The sequence below is a fragment of the Acinetobacter sp. B-6 genome, assembly GCF_056930735.1.
The window spans coordinates 1-19,377 of the sequence record NZ_JBXPBY010000024.1 but is presented as its reverse complement, the minus strand read 5'-3'; the positions used below and the strand labels follow the sequence as shown (position 1 = coordinate 19,377).

General features: G+C 39.2%; 12 protein-coding genes. 7 read left to right on the top strand and 5 right to left on the bottom strand.

The window, feature by feature from the left end; all coding sequences use genetic code 11:
- Nucleotides 1-93: 93 nt before the first annotated feature.
- The 4 genes from fusA to AC1Z3T_RS20575 form a co-directional block, all read right to left on the bottom strand.
- The gene (gene fusA, locus AC1Z3T_RS20590; protein WP_009586196.1) at nucleotides 94-2,229 is read right to left on the bottom strand and encodes an elongation factor G; all 2,136 of its coding nucleotides are present in this window, start codon (nucleotides 2,227-2,229) and stop codon (nucleotides 94-96) included.
- 187 nt (nucleotides 2,230-2,416) lie between these two features.
- Nucleotides 2,417-2,887, bottom strand: coding sequence for a 30S ribosomal protein S7 (rpsG, locus tag AC1Z3T_RS20585; protein ID WP_004655203.1), 471 nt, complete (start codon nucleotides 2,885-2,887; stop codon nucleotides 2,417-2,419).
- A 178-nt stretch (nucleotides 2,888-3,065) separates the two neighbouring features.
- Nucleotides 3,066-3,440, bottom strand: a complete 375-nt coding sequence (gene rpsL, locus AC1Z3T_RS20580) for a 30S ribosomal protein S12 (RefSeq protein ID WP_002050319.1) — start codon at nucleotides 3,438-3,440, stop codon at nucleotides 3,066-3,068.
- A 147-nt stretch (nucleotides 3,441-3,587) separates the two neighbouring features.
- Nucleotides 3,588-5,054 carry an EcsC family protein gene (locus tag AC1Z3T_RS20575; protein WP_100885873.1) on the bottom strand — a complete coding sequence of 489 codons (1,467 nt, stop codon included), beginning with the start codon at nucleotides 5,052-5,054 and terminating at the stop codon, nucleotides 3,588-3,590.
- A 348-nt stretch (nucleotides 5,055-5,402) separates the two neighbouring features.
- Here AC1Z3T_RS20575 and AC1Z3T_RS20570 point away from each other — a divergent pair, with 348 nt between their 5' ends.
- The 7 genes from AC1Z3T_RS20570 (at nucleotide 5,403) to AC1Z3T_RS20540 (ending at nucleotide 18,416) form a co-directional block, all read left to right on the top strand.
- Nucleotides 5,403-6,494 (top strand): ATP-binding protein, encoded by a 1,092-nt coding sequence (locus AC1Z3T_RS20570; RefSeq protein ID WP_004829994.1) that lies wholly within the window; start codon nucleotides 5,403-5,405, stop codon nucleotides 6,492-6,494.
- Entirely contained in the window at nucleotides 6,494-9,100 is a 2,607-nt protein-coding gene (locus AC1Z3T_RS20565) for a DUF5682 family protein (protein WP_100885874.1), read from the top strand. The genes AC1Z3T_RS20570 and AC1Z3T_RS20565 overlap by 1 nt, the downstream gene beginning before the upstream one ends.
- Nucleotides 9,097-10,281, top strand: coding sequence for a VWA domain-containing protein (locus tag AC1Z3T_RS20560; protein WP_100885875.1), 1,185 nt, complete (start codon nucleotides 9,097-9,099; stop codon nucleotides 10,279-10,281). The genes AC1Z3T_RS20565 and AC1Z3T_RS20560 overlap by 4 nt, the downstream gene beginning before the upstream one ends.
- Complete coding sequence (locus AC1Z3T_RS20555; RefSeq protein WP_151824632.1) at nucleotides 10,278-12,410, top strand: hypothetical protein; 2,133 nt, start codon at nucleotides 10,278-10,280, stop codon at nucleotides 12,408-12,410. The genes AC1Z3T_RS20560 and AC1Z3T_RS20555 overlap by 4 nt, the downstream gene beginning before the upstream one ends.
- Nucleotides 12,411-12,524: 114 nt before the next feature.
- On the top strand, nucleotides 12,525-16,364 hold the full coding sequence (locus AC1Z3T_RS20550) for a DUF4132 domain-containing protein (protein WP_100885877.1): 3,840 nt from the start codon (nucleotides 12,525-12,527) through the stop codon (nucleotides 16,362-16,364).
- Nucleotides 16,365-16,648: 284 nt separating this feature from the next.
- Entirely contained in the window at nucleotides 16,649-17,881 is a 1,233-nt protein-coding gene (locus tag AC1Z3T_RS20545; protein ID WP_009586190.1) for a beta-ketoacyl synthase N-terminal-like domain-containing protein, read from the top strand.
- 82 nt (nucleotides 17,882-17,963) lie between these two features.
- Nucleotides 17,964-18,416, top strand: a complete 453-nt coding sequence (locus tag AC1Z3T_RS20540) for a CopD family protein (RefSeq protein WP_004830008.1) — start codon at nucleotides 17,964-17,966, stop codon at nucleotides 18,414-18,416.
- A gap of 274 nt (nucleotides 18,417-18,690) precedes the next feature.
- Here the strand turns inward: AC1Z3T_RS20540 and AC1Z3T_RS20535 are convergent, their stop codons facing one another.
- Entirely contained in the window at nucleotides 18,691-19,275 is a 585-nt protein-coding gene (locus AC1Z3T_RS20535; RefSeq protein ID WP_009586191.1) for a hypothetical protein, read from the bottom strand.
- Between the last annotated feature and the right edge of the window lie 102 nt (nucleotides 19,276-19,377).

Below are 19,377 nucleotides of genomic sequence, written 5' to 3'. Positions count from 1 at the left end.
GAGAGCTTCCTTTTTTAACTACTCATGCAGGGTCACTGCATGAGCACTTGGTTTTTAACTATGAATTAGTTTGGGCTTATAGTAATCGAAAGATTACTCGTCGTCACCTTTTTTACCGCCAGACTGGAATTTAGAAATGATGCCTTCAGCCACGTTACGTGGAGTTTCAGCATATTTAGCAAATTCCATAGAGTATGTCGCACGACCTTGAGACATAGAACGCATTTGAGTCGCGTAACCAAACATCTCAGCAAGTGGAACTTCAGCACGAATTGCTTTAGTACCGCCAGGTAAGTCATCCATACCTTGAACCATACCACGACGACGGTTTAAGTCACCCATGATATCGCCCATGTAGTCTTCTGGAGTTTCTACTTCAACTTTCATGATCGGTTCAAGCAAGATCGGATCTGCTTTCATGAAACCATCACGGAATGCGTAAGAACCTGCCATTTTGAACGATAATTCGTCAGAGTCGACATCGTGGTAAGAACCGTCAAATAATGTCGCTTTGATACCCACAACAGGGTAACCAGCCAAGACACCATTCTTCATACGTTCTTGAATACCTTTGTCAACTGCACCGAAGAATTCTTTAGGTACAACACCACCAACAACTTCTTCAGCAAATTCGTATTCTTTACCAGCTTCAGGATCAAGCGGTTCTAAACGTACGTATACGTGACCGAACTTACCTTTACCACCAGTTTGACGAACGAATTTACCTTCTTGTTCAACAGACTTTTTGATTGTCTCACGGTAAGCAACCATTGGTTTACCAATGTTCGCTTCAACACCGAATTCACGTTTCATACGGTCAACGATGATGTCAAGGTGAAGCTCACCCATACCCGCAATAATTGTTTGACCAGATTCTTCGTCAGTGCGAACACGGAACGATGGATCTTCTTTCGCCAAACGACCTAAAGCAATCGACATTTTTTCTTGGTCAGCTTTAGTTTTTGGCTCAACTGCAAGTGCAATTACTGGCTCAGGGAATTCCATACGCTCAAGTGTGATGACATTTTTCTCATCACAAAGTGTATCACCTGTAGTTACGTCTTTAAGACCTACACACGCAGCGATATCACCCGCACGGATTTCTTCAACGTCTTGACGATCGTTTGCGTGCATTTGCACGATACGACCAATACGTTCACGTTTAGATTTAACTGGGTTATAAACAGAATCACCTTGTTTAAGAACACCAGAGTAAACACGTACGAATGTCAAGTTACCTACGAACTTGTCGTTCATGATTTTGAACGCCAACGCAGAGAATGGAGCTTCGTCAGATGCTTCACGAACAGCTTTAGTTTCAGCTTTATCGTCAAGTACACCTTCAATCGCTTTCACTTCTGTAGGTGATGGCAAGAATTCAATTACAGCATCCAACATACGTTGAACACCTTTGTTTTTGAACGCTGTACCACAAAGCATTGGTTGAATTTGACAAGCTAATGTTTGAACACGTAAACCAGAAACGATGTCTTCTTTATCAAGATCACCATTTTCAAGGTATTTGTCCATTAACTCTTCAGAAGCTTCAGCAGCAGCTTCAACCATGTTTGTACGCCATTCTTCAGCAGTCGCTTGAAGATCAGCTGGAATATCGCCGTATTCGAACTTCATACCTTGAGAAGCTTCGTCCCAAATGATCGCTTTCATTTCGATCAGGTCGATAACACCTTGGAAGTTTTCTTCAGCACCGATTGGAACAACGATAGGTACAGGATGTGCACCAAGACGTGTTTTCATTTGTTCAACAACACGGAAGAAGTTTGCACCTGTACGGTCCATCTTGTTCACGAATGCTAAACGAGGTACTTGGTACTTGTTCGCTTGACGCCATACAGTTTCAGACTGAGGTTGTACACCACCTACAGCACAGTAAACCATACAAGCACCGTCAAGAACACGCATAGAACGTTCAACTTCGATTGTGAAGTCTACGTGTCCCGGTGTATCAATTACGTTGATACGGTGTTCAGGGAACTGTTTACTCATACCTGACCAGAATGTAGTCGTAGCAGCTGAAGTGATTGTAATACCACGTTCTTGCTCTTGTTCCATCCAGTCCATTGTTGCTGCACCATCATGTACTTCACCAATTTTGTGAGATACACCTGTGTAGAACAAAATACGTTCTGTAGTCGTGGTTTTACCAGCATCAATGTGCGCAGAAATACCAATGTTACGATAACGAGAAATTGGGGTTTGACGAGCCATGATTTCTTGCATTCCTAAATTTTGTTGTTTAAAACAGGACGCATCAATAAAGCATTGATGCGTACGGATACTCAATACGTAATGGGCAACTTAAATACCCGCAAATCCCCCACTTTGGTAGAGGGCGATGTTAAATCGAGCTGCAATACGCATGAGTATTCTCCTGATAAGGGACTGTTTTAGCCGCTTAGAAGCGGTAGTGAGAGAAGGCTTTGTTAGCTTCAGCCATACGGTGCACATCTTCACGTTTTTTGATCGCTGCGCCTTTACCTTCAGCTGCATCAAGCAACTCACCAGCAAGACGTAACGCCATAGTTTTTTCAGAACGCTTAGCAGCAGCATCTACTAACCAACGCATAGCCAAGGCAGTACGACGGGATGGGCGTACTTCCATAGGTACTTGATAAGTAGCACCACCAACACGGCGTGCTTTTACTTCGACCATAGGACGAACTTTTTCAAGAGTAGTCTCAAAAAATTCAACTGGGTCAACTTTGTTTTTTTCTTGAACGCGGTCTAAAGCACCGTAAACGATACTTTCAGCAATAGACTTTTTACCATCTTGCATTACGTGGTTCATGAATTTAGCGATTGTTTGGCTACTGAACTTAGGATCCGGAAGGATTTCACGAGCAGCAACTACGCGACGTCTTGGCATTTTAATCTACCTATAAATATGACACTTCAGGTTTATCCAGCATGAGCACAAAGTGTCATGTGCTATTCGCTGGCCTTACTACACGTCGCTTGAATTTCACAAAATTAATGCAGAAATCAGACAAGCGAGACGATAAAGGATTGTGGTTCTATCGGCTTAAGAAGCGAATCTCGAAAGATTATTTCTTAGGACGTTTAGTACCGTATTTTGAACGAGACTGGTTACGATCTTTAACACCAGCACAGTCCAAAGAACCACGAACGGTATGGTAACGTACACCTGGTAAGTCTTTAACACGACCACCACGGATAAGAACAACACTGTGCTCTTGTAGGTTATGACCTTCACCACCGATATAGCTAGAAACTTCAAAACCTGAAGTTAAGCGAACACGGCAAACTTTACGCATTGCTGAGTTAGGTTTTTTAGGTGTAGTTGTATAAACACGTGTACAAACACCACGACGTTGTGGACAAGCCTTCAACGCAGGAACTTTTGATTTTTCAACCAAAGTTGTACGACCCTTACGGATCAACTGATTTGTTGTTGCCATATGGCAATTCTCCCGTTAATAAAAAGCCTCAAAAAATTACCACTTTTTGAGGGCATGCAATTGTAAGCCAAGATGTAAAAATGGTCAATATTCAACGTACTGTCAAATATTGACCATTTCGAACTTTGCAGATAAAACCAAGCAAACTTATTCCGGCTTATTTTCTGATTTTTTATCAGTAGCTTCTGCGTTTTTTTCAGTGCCTTTTACTGTATTTTCAGCATTAACTTTCGGTTTGGCTGGTGTACGTTTTTTTGTTACAGTTTTTGCGGCTGTTGTTGCCTTTACCGCAGAAGTTGAAGTAGCTGTAGCTGGCTTTTTCTGTACATTGCGGCGAGGTTTTGCCGGGATCGATTTTTCATCCAACTGTTCAGACGTGTTTTTTCCAATATGCGTATCAGCTAATTTCTGAATACCCTGCTCAACTTTTTCTACAGGATTTGAAGCAACATCTTTCTCATTGGGTTTTTCTTTCACTTCAAATTGAGTAATGGTTTTGTTCTCAATTTGTGTGTCTGTTTTCTCTGGATTACTCTTTTGCGATGAATCCGCTAAAAGTAATGGATTGGCATCAGACAGCAACTGAGTAAACTGCTCATAAGCCTCTAAAGTATCGATTGTTTGATCAGGGTGCTGAAGCAAATATTGACGTGCTCCTGAAAAAACGATTTGAGCTTGCGCTGTGGCATCATCCACCAATTTCCAACTATATACAGCGCTGATTCCCATCGTGGCTAAAGGTGTTAAACGCGTCAACAGATTAAACTGTGGAAGATTATTCATCCATGATAATTTAAATGAACCATCTTCATTGGCAATCCATTTTTTTAACAGTTCAGCATCATTTGCTGAACCTAATAATTGCTGGAGCTGATTGACATTATGGGTTTGCAAAACACCCGCAAATGTTCGAATTGCCGCAATTAATGCCTGCTTTTCAGCGACAGTCCCAAGGTCAATCTGTTTAAAAATATATTCTACAACGGTATGGTCTTTAGCCTGTAACTCAAAACCATATGCTCGCCCAGTATGGTAAACACTTCGTAGCGCCAGAGCCAAGGAAGTTGGTACATCAATAATCGCACCAACGCCTCCAACCGCACCTGTCAATGTACCCTGAATTGCGGCAATAATCTTATTTTGATTCGCTAATGCAGTACTGATCCGTCGTGAACGTTCAGTATCTTGACTAAGTTCTGCTAGATTTTTTGCACCAACCTCTTTTAATACGGACTCAACAGAGGTCAACTCAGAGACAAAATCATTGAGTTTATCGAAAAGGAAATCTGACAGTTTTTCATTTAAGTCTGGGGAAATAAATGAAGCAACATGATTGATTTTTTTTGAATGTTTTCCCAACAGTTTACCAGTTACATTGGGTAAATGTTCACGCATCATTTGCTGAGGATTTTCATATTTTTTTCGCTCAAAAGCATTTTTTTCTTGGGCTGTACCTTGAACAACTGAGTCTGCTTGAGGGCTTTGTGTAAGCTTACTGACTGTTCCTGGCGCGACATGCTGAAGCACATTTAAACCCGTTTCACTGAGTTTTTTTGCTACACCAAAAGCATTTGAAATAAGTCCGCTTGAATGTTTTTTATTGGAATTTACCATCTGCATCCTCTGTAACTATGTTTATATTACTAATACTAAGACATATACCCTGAGTCTGCTGACAAATCATCTACGATGGAATCAGCAACACCCCCTGTACATTAATGTACCGAATCATTCACCAATACAATTACTATTTCATAAAATTTCAGTACAGATCAGTATACGATACAATTATAAACAATCTGAACGCTACTCGATGGCGATAAATCAATATATTTTCTTATAAACAATAAGATTAACAAATAGATGTCACAATTTGTCGCGAACAACAATTGAACGGGTGGTGATCTTGGCTTTTGCCAGTTATGATAGTTTTATTCCTTCAAATATATTTACTCAATGATTATGAAACAGAATTTACAGAGTCAAATTAAATACAGTTCAGAACAAAAATATCAAGCAGAACTTGAGCGTTTAAAAGAACAGGATCAAAACAGAAAACCAGCAGGTTGGCAACTTTCAGCGTATGCGGTTCGTTCATTTATTTTAGGTGATCACAAACTTGATATTCAAAAAAAGTTTTATGGCGATGATGCACTTGTTGACCGTGCCTTAGTCACATTGATGGGAAATCAAGGGCTGATGCTGGTAGGTGAACCGGGGACGGCTAAATCCATGCTTTCAGAGTTGTTCAGTGCAGCCATCTCTGGAAACTCTCATCTCACCATACAAGGAACTGCGGGTACAACTGAAGACCACATTAAATACTCATGGAACTATGCCCTGCTATTGTCAGAAGGTCCTACTGAAAAATCACTGATTCCATCCCCCTTATTTCACGCCATGAAAAATGGTCAAATTGCACGGTTTGAAGAAATCACCCGTTGCCCACCAGAAATTCAAGATGTTTTGGTGTCATTACTTTCAGAAAAACAAATGATGATTCCAGAAATGGGGCAAGATTTTAACTTAGCTGCAACTCAGGGTTTTAATATCATTGCCACAGCCAACTTACGTGATCGTGGTGTACATGAGATGTCAGCCGCATTAAAGCGCCGCTTTAATTTTGAAACCGTCAAAGCGATTCGTGACCGAAAGTTTGAAATTGAGCTGGTTGGATTGCAGCTGAAACAGCAGCTTGCAGAACTTTATCAAGAAATTCAAATACGCCCACAAATCATTGAGCTATTAGTCACTATTTTCAATGAATTAAGAACAGGGCAAAGTCTACAAGGTGCAAGCTTGAAAACACCAGATGCGGTCATGTCTACAGCCGAAGCTGTAAATATCGCCCATGCCGCAGGACTTCAAGCCATCTATCTGAGTGACGGTATTTTAAAAGCAGAGCATATTGCACAACAATTGGTTGGGGTTGTCTTTAAAGATAATCCAGATGATGCCAAACGCTTGCGTTATTATCTGGACACAGTAGTAAAAGAACGGGCACGTAAAGATGCCGATTGGAAAAGTTTTTATGACGCCAGTCGAGAGTTTTAATGATGCAACTACTGGACCCAATCACAGTCATTGATGAAATGCCCGCTCGATTAAAACAAGCATTTCACCTTAAACAACAATTGGCACAGCAAAATGTATTCTTTGCACCTATTCGCCATCATAGTCCAGCCTGTGCTTTTGCTTTAAAACAGTACATCAATGAAATCAAACCCACACATATATTGATTGAAGCGCCAACCAGTTTTGAGTTCTTGATCCAAAGCTTACAAGACCAAGCCACCGAACCTCCGATTGCGATCTTCGCGCAAGCACAATCTCATCACAACGGTTCCCCGTCTCGCGCACAACAGGATGAACAACATCAAGCCAATCAATCTCAACCTGAGTTTTTTTCTGCCTATTTCCCCTTTTGTGAATATTCACCAGAATGGGTGGCGATTCAAGCGGCAAAACAACAACATGCAGAAGTTAAGTTTATTGACTTGGATTGGACTCAGCAAAGCATTTTAAAAAGTCAGCAAAAGGATGCTGACTGGCAACAAAAAAGTTTGATGTCTGAACGATATTTTGCACATAGCCAATATATTCAAAAACTTGCTGAAAGCATGCATTGTCGAAATCATGACGAACTATGGGATCATTTATTTGAACTACAAAACGTCAGTCAACTACAACAGGCGCAACGTTTTTTTGATGATGTGTTTGTGTGGTGCTCATTGGCGCGTTTGGATTATGAACGAGAGGTACTTTTACGAGAAGCCTCTTTACACCGTGAAGACGTGATGTGGAATTGTATCCAAAAGGTGATGGACCCCGAACACAAAGTTTTAGTGGTGACAGGCGGGTTCCATAGTATTGCCTTAATTGAAAATTTGAGTGATACCGCTCAGGCTGAACGCTTTATTGTTCAAGACTCAACTCAAAAGTGGCAAGAACAAGCATGGCTGATTCGTTATAGTTTTGATCGTCTTGATGCTCTGAATGGTTATGCTTCTGGAATGCCATCACCAGCCTACTATCAACACCACTGGCAAAACTTAAATACTCAAAACACCCCAACACCAGCAGATCAACAACAAGTTTTTTTTCAGTATTTAAATGAATTGTGCCATTTTTTAAATCAACAAAATGCGCTTGATATCACCCCATATATTGCACTTAAAAATACTGCGGAAATCGCATGGCAATTGGCGGTACTGCGCGGACACAATCAACCTAGCCGTTATGATCTACTCGATGCATTACAATCTGCACTGATCAAAGGTGAAATGGATGATGGGCAACAACACTTATTTACCCATATCTTTCAATTTTTAAGTGGACAACGACTTGGTAAAGTTGCACAGAATCAACATAGTCCAGCCTTACTTCAAAATACCTATCAACAAATTAAGACTTACCGTTTTAATCTCAATGACACTATTTTACGTCATCGAAAACTGGATATTTATCGTAAACCATTGCATCAAGAAATCAGTCAATACTTACATTTATTGGAATTTGTCGGCTGTAATTTTGCACAACGTATTTCAGGACCTGATTTTGTGCAAGGGGCAAGCTTGGACCTTCTATTCGAGGAATGGCGTTATGCATGGACCCCTAGTGTTGAGGCACGCTTAATTGAACTGGCTGAAATGGGCAATCAGCTTGAACAGATTGCTTTGATTAAAATGCGCAAGTTGCAGCAAGAAAATGAACAACAGGGTATGGGGCAATCTGCATTTGAAACTGCTAAGTTATTGGCTCTCGCCTGCCGTTTGGGATTGAAACAGCATTTAAAACTGTTGAATCAGCAACTCGATGGATATCTTGAAAGCGATCAAAACTTGGCTTCAGTAATTGGCGCAGCACAACAACTCTACTATTTATGGCATGGTCGCAAACTACTCAAGCTTCCAGAACAAATGCTATTAAAAAGTTTAAGCTTTGCGGTCTATCAAGCCTGTTTTTTACTTGATCAACTTTATGATACCCATGAAGAAAAAGTTGAACAAAACCTGAAAAACCTAAAAAGTTTACATGAACTGATTTTAAACATCCAACAACAGAAGACGCAGCTTGAACATCATGTATTTAAAACGCAAGACTTCGATTTATTGAGTTTGATGTATGAACAGATTGATCTAACAAAACTGGATGAATTCCATCTCAATGCATTGAAAGGTGCACTGCATACTTTACAGTTTTTAGATCATCAAATCGAGCAACAGCAGCTTCAACAATACTTACAACTGGCGTTTGCCGCAGGCAGTTCTCCTGAAGATTCGGTGCAGTATTTACATGGCATGTTTTTTATTGCACCAGAAATCTTTGTACAATCAAAAGTAGCAATTGATGCATTACATCAATTGGTCAGCCATTGGACTGAAGATACCTTTATTCAGATTTTGCCTGATTTACGTTATATCTTTAGTCAACTCACGCCTAAACAAAGTACACAAGTGTCTAAACTTATCGCCCAAATCACAGGGCTTGGAAATGACACCATTCTGGATCAGGTATTGAGTCATATCAGTGAGCAAGATGTATTACAAGGCGTTCAACTGAATCAGCAACTTTATAAAATATTTGCATATGACCATTTAGAACACTGGGTAGCAAACTCAAAACAACACTTGTCTGAACAACAAGGAGCAAACTCATGAGCCAATTGCCTCCTGAACAAAATCAACATGACAACTCAGACAGCCATGTTTCGCTTGATGCAATGGATCAAGCCCGTCGCTGGCGTCTGATGTTGGGTCGTTACGCGGATCAAAATTTATCTGCTGCTACGCTCTCTGGCGAGCAATTGAAGCTTGAACGCAATCTCGATTATCTCTATCAAAATGAATATAAACGTCGAGGCATTCAACAGGGAAAAAACCGTCATGGTGGTTTAGAAGCATCCCAATTAAATGCAATTAATTGGCTGAATCAAAGTCGCAAACTTTTCCCAAAATCGACTTTTGAACGCATGCAAAAACAAGCGATTGAACGTTATGAATTAACCGAGTTATTTAAAAATCCTGAACATGTGCGACAACTTGAACCCAATCCAGCTGTAGCCAAAGCCTTACTGAGTATGCGTGGTCGTTTAAACAATGAGATGAAAGAAGCGATTCGAGAGCTGATTCAAAAGGTGGTTGAAGAATTACTTCAAAAAATTCGAACTCAATTTCTACAAGCATTACAAGGTCGTCGTAATCGTTTTAAACGTTCGCAGCTAAAACAAGCACAGAATTTTGACTGGAAACGCACCATTCAATCCAATCTCAAAAACTATCAGCCTGATTTGCAAAAACTGATCATTCAGACCCCTTATTTTAATGCACGTGTCCAAAAGCACTTGCCATGGGAAATTGTCCTCTGCGTAGATCAAAGTGGTTCAATGATGGACTCGATCATGTATGCTGCGATTTGTGCCAGTATTTTAGCTGCACTGCCTGCAGTAAACATCAGTCTGGTACTGTTTGATACTCAAATTGTTGATCTCAGTCATTTGGCGCATGACCCTGTTGAAGTTCTGCTCACCATACAACTCGGAGGCGGAACAAATATTGGGCAGGCATTACAATACTGTCAAAAGAAAATTAAACAGCCTCATCGCAGTATCTTAGTTTTGATCAGCGATTTTGAAGAAGGTGCTTCTGTTCAACAGATGTTGAATACCACCAACCAACTCAACCAACAAGGCTGTAAATTACTTGGACTTGCTGCACTCGATCAAGCTGCCAATCCTGTTTATGACAGTAATATGGCACAAAAACTACAAGAGCGCGGTATGCAAATCGCCGCAATGACACCTGAACATTTAGCGACTTGGTTTGCAGAGGTAATGCAATGAGTTGGCAGATATACACGCAATATGATGAAGATAGTCTGATCATGCACAGTAATGCAGGCTTATTAAGACGAGCACGAAAAGCGCTCAATGACGTTGAATTACTTCAACACAGTGATGAACAACTACTTTTTAAAGTTGAAGAATGTGAGGTTCTATTACCGATAAAAGGAATCACTCAGGCGCAATGTAATTGCCCTGCTCAAGGTTGTTGCAAACATATTTTAAGCAGTATTTTATGGGTTCAAGAAAACGTCGCTCAATTTTCAACAAATCAGCTTGTATTGGAAAATACGACTGAAAGTACAACTCTGCAACAAAGCTCCAATACATCCGTTACCTCTGAGCACGCCACAGCATCTGCAAAAGAACAACTCTTGGACTTTGATCCAAACAAAATTCAAAAGCAGGCAGGTAAAGCCAATATTCGTTTAGCTTATGAATTTATTCAAAATTGGTTAGCACAACCCGAACAATGTCAGATTGACATTCAAACCAATAAAATTTCTTTTCAAACAGATTTAAGCCCTCATCCTGTTCTACTCTACCCTGCAACTGGATTTGAAGGCATCTTGTCAGAAATCAATCACAAACAAAAAATTGCGGGGCATTTAGCATGCGTCGCTTATTTCTTTTTGCAATATGCACCAGAAAAATGGCAATGGTCGATTGACTTAAACGAACAACAAAACAATCCAAACCAACAACTTGCTTTGGATGATCGTGACTTCATCGAAGAACTTAAAACAATTTGTCAGAACTTTATTCAACACGGTTTATCTCATCTTGCCAAAGAAAACGTTATGTCACTGCATATTTTAAATATGCAGGCACGCGCCCAAAACCTTCCTCGCCTAGGCAGTTTATTACGTACACTACATGGCACTATGCGCCAATTTTTAGAGGACGATATACAGGTTGATGAACAACAGATTTATAATCAATTGGCACATCTATATGCTTATTTGACTGCACTTTCAGAAATTGAGTCTTTAAACCCAGAGTTTCAAACAGAAGCTTTAGCCAAGCTTCGCGGTGTGATACAACGTGATTATCAAAATGAAACGATTGCACATTTGATTCCACTGGGTTGTGAATGGTGGAGTACTGAAAGCGGTGCACATGGCTTAACGGTCTGCTTTTGGGATGTTTCTGAACAACAACTCAAAGAAGTCACTCAAGCTAGAGCCAATCATTTAGACCGCACTTTTGATATGCATAGTGCAGCTAACACAGGAATTTGGGGAAGCTCTTTAAACTTTTTACTTCAACACCAACTTGAACTGACCCATGCAAAATCAAGTTCAGATACTCAGCTCAGTGCAAGCACGGATACCCGTTTTTTACAGAAAGGCTCGTTCAATGAGCTGACCATTTCTGACTTAGACCAGATGAATATCGGCGTATCTGAATGGCAAACTTTACAAGAGATGTTTGTCCCACATTCAAGTCTAGAACAACTCAAATCACGTTATGTTCTGTTGCGCCATCGCAGTATCAATGCACCTGAACTTAACGAGCTTGAACAATATTTTGAATATCGCGTGACAGACCAACAAGACATTGCGTTGAAATTAGTGATTCCAATCGAAGCAGAATATCGTGTTCGAATTAAACATCTTACCCATCTTATCCAAAATGAAAAAATCCTTGCAACCTTGGTGCGTGTTGAAACAACACAACAACAGCTGCAATTCATTCCATGTAGTGTGATTTGGCAATCCTCCAAAGGATTAAAAATTTTTAGTCTTGACTATGACCATCCAATACAAAAGAAAAGTAGTTTGGCTGAACTCATCACAGGACGAATTGAAAAGCTTCTGGAACAGAAAAAACAATGGCAAAAGCAACAACATCTGTCTGCTTTAGAGGTGTTGGTTTTAGAAACACAAACATTGCTTGAGTTTTATGCCAATACAGGTCGTTCTCAATTTGATCGTGATGATCAAGATAAACTCAATGAGCTTGCCCAACAATTTGCAGACTTAGGTTTAAGTTTTATTCGCAACACATTACAAATGGGTTCTACTCAAGACGCTCTTGCAACGCAACTTTTAAAATGGCGACATGTTTTATTACAACTACAACGTTTAAATCAAAGAATCGTTTTAGAAGGACAAGTTACGTCGTGATAAATTAGTTCTGGTATTTAAATTGATGATATTTTTCTATAATTTTGCTGAACAACCTAGCGAAGTATTAAAGACTATAGAAAAGCAACACGCAGTTGCTCAAAAGGAATGTATATGTTAAATCAACTTTTTTCAAAAATAGAGTCTATGTTTTCGAAGCCTGAAGATAAAAGCATTCAAGCACAACAGGCAAACTCATCTACAGCTGAAGATATTGACAAATATAATGAGAACCTCAAAAGTAAAGTAGAAAAGCTTTATCATATTTTTAGCCCTTTGGCTGTCATTGAAGAACAACTTGATCAGCATGTAGTTTTATTTATTTTGGAAGGTGAAAACCCTGAAATTCTCATCAAACTACAACAGTACACCGATGAAAAAGCATTACTTTTATTGGGCAAGCCTGGCACTTATAGCTGGTATTGGCCTCAAAATAGTCAAGCACTTGATAAAAAACAAAATAAGCTTGCTGATGCAGCATTAAAACTACGCCGTCGTTATTATGGCGAGATTTTTGATGAATTAAATGCTGATCAAATTACCCGTTTTGCCAAAGTGCTCGAAGCCGCCACCAAGCAAAAAAATTTCACCAATATTTATGAAAAGGTACCTTCTTGGTTTATCTACCTCACCGTAGATGCATTTATCACTGCTTTTGATAGCCAGCATTTTAGTGAAACTGATCCAAATAAATTATTAAAGCAAAATTGGACACAACAAAAACTGGTCGATTTACTTGAAAATGAACAGCAAGGTTTAGGGCAAGAGCTGTTAGCTTATTTATTTGAACGTCAAAATATAGACAGTTACCATGCCAATAAATTAGAAAAATTATTGCTCTTAAAAGACACCAAAGAATTTATTATTGAACGCCTAGAACAATTAAAAAACATTATTCCCAATCTAAGCATTATCGGACAGGAAAATTTTTTAGATTATATTGTTAAACAACCATCTCTAATCAAACAGGTACCTGACTTAATTGTAAAACTCGCGATAGGTAAGTCTAAAACGATCCGTACCAAGGCAACCAGTTTGCTGAGCAATCTCAATGCTGAAGATAGTCAAAAATATTTACAGCACAGTTTACTGGAAGGTTCTAGCCAAGAACGTGGCTTTTCAGCAGATTTATTGGCGCGTTTAGGTGCAGACAATCTTGCTGTTTTAGAACAAGCTTTTGAGCAAGAAAAGCAAAAGTCCGTACAACAAATCCTACAAATGGCAATTCAACGCTTAAGATCCGTTGACAGTGCACAACTTCAAGAAAATATTGAAACCCCTGAATTTAAGCCCTTTATCGAACAAAAAATTCCACAGAGTTTTTCAGAGGTTATTTTAGAAAATTATCAGCAAATTTTAGCAAAAGCTGAACAAAATGCGCTTGATGAGATTGAAGAAAATAAAACTGCCAACTACAAGCGCAATTGGGCACAAGACCATTTAAAACAATTGAAGAAGATCAGTCGAGAGAGTTTATTGGCACTTGTGGATCAATTAAATGGTGATGCACCATTTAAAAATTTTCACAATGTTGAAAATATTATTACCTATAAAAACAAATATAAAAAATATCCTGAGTTTTCGATAATCCACGCTGCTCGAATTGTTTCTACACGAAATCGAGACTGGATCTATTGGCCAAACTTATTTGAAATGCTACGTCCAGAGGAATATGCTCAATATGAGTTGCGTCACATTGTCCAAGCTTTAGAGGCAGCTAAATTTTTCAGTCCACAACGTAAAGTTGCTAAAGGTATTTTATCGTCATCATCCTATTATGAAAGTTTGCAGGATTATATTTACGACGCAGATAAAATTTGGCCATTCTTTGCTGAGAATCAACAATACTTAACTGAAGCTTTAGGGCTTTCCCCATCACTCGAAAAAAATGAATATCAAAGCTTTACCCCATCTGATGCAATTTTTGTGTTGAAATGCTTCCCATCATTGCCAACTCAATTTATTCCACGTTTATTGGAATTTGCCTTGGGTGAAAACAAACGACTGCGTTATGAAGCTCAAGAAACCTTACAACACCTTCCTGATATCCATCAGCGTGCGATTGAAGCGCTAGACTCAGGTAAACAAGAGATTCGAATCACAGCAATTGAATGGCTCGCACGATTACAAAATCAAGATGCAGTCAAACCACTTAACGCTTTACTGAAAAAAGAGAAAAAAGAAATTGTACGTGCTGCACTATTAACTGCACTAGAAAAATTAGGGCAGGATATTAGCGCCTATCTCAAACCAGAAGTATTACTCAAAGAAGCAGAAGATGGACTCAAAGGAAAACTATCGGCAAGTTTTACTTGGTTTGATTTTGAAACACTGCCAAAAGTGAAATGGAAAAATGGCAAAGCTGTCGATCCTAAGATCATCAAATGGTGGGTAATTTTGGCTGAAAAACTGAAAGAACCAAAAGCCAATGAATTATTACAGCGGTACATGGGCTTAGTTGATGAAAAAGACCAAGTTCAACTGGCAAACCATTTATTACACAGTTTTATTCATCAGGATACGCTTCAAACACCGCTGGATGAGGCAACACAATACGCAACCAAAGAAGCGCCTAGTCGCTTAAGCTCTTATCGCGATGCCTATAAACGCTACGGTGAGAAATATCCTGAGTATTATGCCAAATACGCGACCATCACTTTAGAAGAGGTGATTGAAGAAATTAAGCGCGAACGTTTAGGGCTCTATCTTGGTTCTGCAATCAAGAGTAAAGGTATGCTTTCACTCACCGCTAATGCGCAAGGAAGTTTTGCGGTCAAACAACTCCAAAACTATATGAAACAGCACTACCCGCGTCGCTCGCAAATTGAAGCGATGATCAGTGCATTGTCCATCAGCAATGATCCTTTGATTATCCAGCTATTGCTTGCACTTTCTCGCCGTTATCGTACTGCTTCAGTACAAACCCTTGCGAATGCTTTAGTCGCCGAGATCGCAGAACGCAATCAATGGACCAGCGATGAACTTGCTGATCGCACCATTCCAACTGCCGGCTTAGACGAAAATGGTGTATTACAACTACAATATGGCTCACGTAACTTTACCGCCATTGTGGATGATAAAGACAAATTCATTTTAAAGAATGAAGAAGGAAAAGAAGTTAAAGCCTTACCTGCTGCACGGCAAAATGATGATGAAAGCCTAATCAAAGAGGCTAAATCACTGTTCAGCACCAGTAAAAAAGAATTTAAACAAGTGGTTGATATGCAAACAGGTCGTTTGTATGAGGCGATGTGCAGTGAACGTCAGTGGAATGTTGCTGAATGGCAAGAATACATCTTTGAACATCCAATTATGCGTCGCTTGATTCAACGTCTGACTTGGCTTGAAATTAAAAGCAACGGTGATAAAGTCAGTTTTAGACCAAGTGATGACGGTGCACTGTTGAATTTGGACGATGATGAAATTGAACTCAGTCCTGACAGTAAGATTCAAATTTCACATGCGGTTTTAGTTGGTAAAGAAGAAGCCCAAGCTTGGATTGCACACTTCAAAGACTATAAAGTGAAGTTTTTATTTGAACAAATGACTCATCATTTGCCTCAATTTGAAGATGATAATGTCACAGAGATCAGTGATCATAAAGGTTGGCTAACCGATACATTTACCTTGCGTGGTGTAGTGACCAAGTTGGGATATCAGCGTGCCAGCATTGAAGATGGTGGCTCATTTGACCGATATACCAAGCCTTATAAACAACTGGGAATCGATGTCGAAATTACATTCAGTGGCAGTTATGTTCCTGAAGAGAACATTCCAGCAGTGCTATATGAATTGGCATTTAGTAAAAAAGCCAGCCGCTCTTGGAACAATAATGAACTCCCAATCAAAGAGATCCCACCTATTTTACTGGCAGAAAGCTACGCGGATTATTTAAAAGTCGCTGCAGCAACATCTGGTTTTGATCCAGAGTGGGAAAAGAAAACTCCGTGGTAAGCCATATTTCTTTAAAGTTGATTTAAGAAACCACCAATCAAAACCATCTATAATGACTTGTTGTTATGGATGGTTTTGCCTAATTGATGTAAATTCTCATGATTCATTAAAACGCTAAACCACACTATAAAATCTTGGATTTTCAATCAATTAAACAACATTTAATCCTTGGAGTTAATCGTGTAAATGACGCCTAAGAATCAGTATCTTTCGCCATTGAACTGAAAAACTAAACGCGTTTAAATGTGACCATTCATTCTGTATTCTAAAATAAAGGACTTTGCATGAACCGTCGTGTTGTGATCACTGGTATGGGTATTAACTCATGTATCGGTAATACATTGGAAGCTGTTAAGCATTCTTTGGAAAATGGTATTTCAGGAACACGTCATAATTCAACCTACGAAGAACTTAATTTTAAAAGTCATGTCAGTGCTGCAGCTGAACAAGATTTTGATGGTATTGACCGTAAGCTGAAACGCTTTATGGGTGTTTGTGCCATGTATGCGTATAATTCAGCGCTTGCAGCTGTTGAACATGCAGGTTTAACTCCTGAACAAATCGGTGGTAATCCTCGTTATGGTATTGCAGGAGGCTCAGGTGGTAACTCAACTGCTTCTGTCGCAGAAATGGTTAAGCTCTTAGAAGAAAAAGGTGCACGTAAAATCGGACCTTTCTTTGTACCGCGCAATATGTCAAACACAATCACCGCCAATGTCGGTGTTGCATTCAAACTACAAGGTGTTGCACATTCCATTACCAGCGCTTGTGCAACTTCTGCTGATGCCATTGGTTATGCTTACAACCTGATCCAATTGGGTAAACAAGATTTAATGCTTGCCGGTGGTGGTGAAGAAGATCACTGGTCACAAAGTTTATTGTTTGATGCAATGGGCGCACTTTGTTCTAAATACAATGAAACGCCTGAAACAGCTTCTCGTCCATACTCAGCTGACCGTGATGGTTTTGTTATCGCTGGCGGTGGTGGTTTCGTTGTACTTGAATCACTTGAACATGCCCAAGCTCGTGGTGCAAATATCCTTGCTGAAGTTGTTGCTTATGCGGCGAACTCTGACGGCGCGGATATGGTTGCACCATCAGGTGAAGGTGCAACACGTTGTATCCTTATGGCACTTGAAGAAGCTAAACAACATGGTGTAGACAAGATTGACTATGTCAATACTCATGGTACTTCCACTCCTGCTGGTGATGTAACAGAATTATTGGCTATGGGACGTGCGTTCGGTGAAGGCAATGTACCTCCACTCAGCTCAACCAAATCTATGACAGGTCATAGCTTAGGTGCTGCTGGTGTTCAAGAAGCAATTTACTCTGTATTGATGATGCAAAACGACTTTATCGCACCAAACATCAATGTGACTGAACTTGATGAAGGTGCAAAAGGTTATGACATCGTACTTGAAAAACGTGACGCAAAATTGAATACTGTGATGAGTAACAGTTTCGGTTTTGGCGGTGTAAATGCTTGTCTCATTTTCAAAAAATGGGAAGGCTAATTTAAGCAATTCTGATCATTCATGGTTTATCTATACTGTGAATGATCAAGTTTTCGCACACTGCCCTTAAAAGGGTAAATTGATGGATGCTCCTTCTGAAGCTTTCCTTTGGGTTAAAGCTTTACATATCATAGCAGTCGTGTGCTGGTTTGCTGCATTGTTCTACCTCCCTCGTTTATACGTTTACCATGCAATGAGTGAGGATACAGTCAGTCATCAACGTTTCGAAATTATGGAACGTAAGTTGTATCGTGGCATCATGTGGCCATCGATGATTGCAACATTGATTACCGCTCATTTTTTAGTGGATTGGGGTGATGCCACACGCCACTACCATGAAGCATTATGGTTTTATCTCAAAGTTGGCTTGGTTGGTCTGTTGGTGATTTACCACTTTGTTTGTGGTTATTACCGTAAAAAACTGATTGGCAACGCCCATTATAAATCACACAAGTTTTGGCGGTTTTTTAATGAGATGCCGACATTAATTTTATTTGCTGTGATTATTTTGGTGGTGGTTAAACCTACGTTTTAGTCTCAAAACTATATTTGCCTCACATTCACTTAACTGATTGGCATGTTTTTATATTCCATGAAGTAAATCTATGAAAGGTAATTTTATTGTGTTAAAGAATAGCCTCTTCAAATATAAAGGGGCTTTTTAAATTCCAATCTATACGTTTATCTAACCATGCTTAGCTTTTGAACGTTGCACACGATTAATCAATAAATCCATAAAATTTACTTTTTTACCAACCTAATCAACTGGTATAGAAAAATGAAAACGCTTGGTCTATTTCCTCTTTCGATTAATTCCAAACAGCATTCCTTAAATAAACATAAAGTGCTTTATCTAGCTCTCTAAATAAAGACTCAGCATCAACTTTTTCACCTAAAAGCTCAATAATATCATCTTTATAATTAACCCTTTGTCCAAAAGGTCTCTTACCATCAGTGTATGGTAAAGGTAAGGGATACCCCTTAAAGAAAAAATCAACAAGACCATCATTGATCTTCATATCGCACCATATAAGTAGTTTAAGCAGTTCTATGTGGTGTTCTGTTAAATCAAATACTTCATTTTCCTTATAAACATAGCGATTAGCTAAACACGATGAAGCTGCAAACCATGTGGGAAAAGCACATAAAGCTTCACTCATGATTTTTTTTAGCTCATTAGAATTTTTAGATTTCTTTAAAATCTTAGATATTTCATCAAAACGAGGTAAATATACCGCTAAAGCACCATTTTCAATATTTAACCATGCAACATGTAAATTTTGAATAACAAGTATATGCTCTTGTGTTAAGGGAATATTTTCTTGTTCATAAGCATCTTTAACATTATATTTTCGAGGAATAATAGTTTTTATAAAATCTAAAATAACTTTCATTTTTAATTCCAATCTATACGTTTATCTAAAAAAGCATACTGACTATTTAACTTAGGTTCGTCTTGTAACTTTGCAAAATATTCAAGCTTTTGATCATCTTCA

Excerpts from the sequence above, each read along its gene's own strand:
- AC1Z3T_RS20565 (WP_100885874.1), top strand. The coding sequence starts at position 6,494 with ATGATGCAACTACTGGACCCAATCACAGTCATTGATGAAATGCCCGCT.
- AC1Z3T_RS20575 (WP_100885873.1), bottom strand. The coding sequence starts at position 5,054 with ATGGTAAATTCCAATAAAAAACATTCAAGCGGACTTATTTCAAATGCT.
- AC1Z3T_RS20540 (WP_004830008.1), top strand. The coding sequence starts at position 17,964 with ATGGATGCTCCTTCTGAAGCTTTCCTTTGGGTTAAAGCTTTACATATC.
- AC1Z3T_RS20545 (WP_009586190.1), top strand. The coding sequence starts at position 16,649 with ATGAACCGTCGTGTTGTGATCACTGGTATGGGTATTAACTCATGTATC.
- AC1Z3T_RS20555 (WP_151824632.1), top strand. The coding sequence starts at position 10,278 with ATGAGTTGGCAGATATACACGCAATATGATGAAGATAGTCTGATCATG.
- AC1Z3T_RS20550 (WP_100885877.1), top strand. The coding sequence starts at position 12,525 with ATGTTAAATCAACTTTTTTCAAAAATAGAGTCTATGTTTTCGAAGCCT.
- rpsG (WP_004655203.1), bottom strand. The coding sequence starts at position 2,887 with ATGCCAAGACGTCGCGTAGTTGCTGCTCGTGAAATCCTTCCGGATCCT.
- rpsL (WP_002050319.1), bottom strand. The coding sequence starts at position 3,440 with ATGGCAACAACAAATCAGTTGATCCGTAAGGGTCGTACAACTTTGGTT.
- AC1Z3T_RS20560 (WP_100885875.1), top strand. The coding sequence starts at position 9,097 with ATGAGCCAATTGCCTCCTGAACAAAATCAACATGACAACTCAGACAGC.
- fusA (WP_009586196.1), bottom strand. The coding sequence starts at position 2,229 with ATGGCTCGTCAAACCCCAATTTCTCGTTATCGTAACATTGGTATTTCT.
- AC1Z3T_RS20570 (WP_004829994.1), top strand. The coding sequence starts at position 5,403 with ATGAAACAGAATTTACAGAGTCAAATTAAATACAGTTCAGAACAAAAA.
- AC1Z3T_RS20535 (WP_009586191.1), bottom strand. The coding sequence starts at position 19,275 with ATGAAAGTTATTTTAGATTTTATAAAAACTATTATTCCTCGAAAATAT.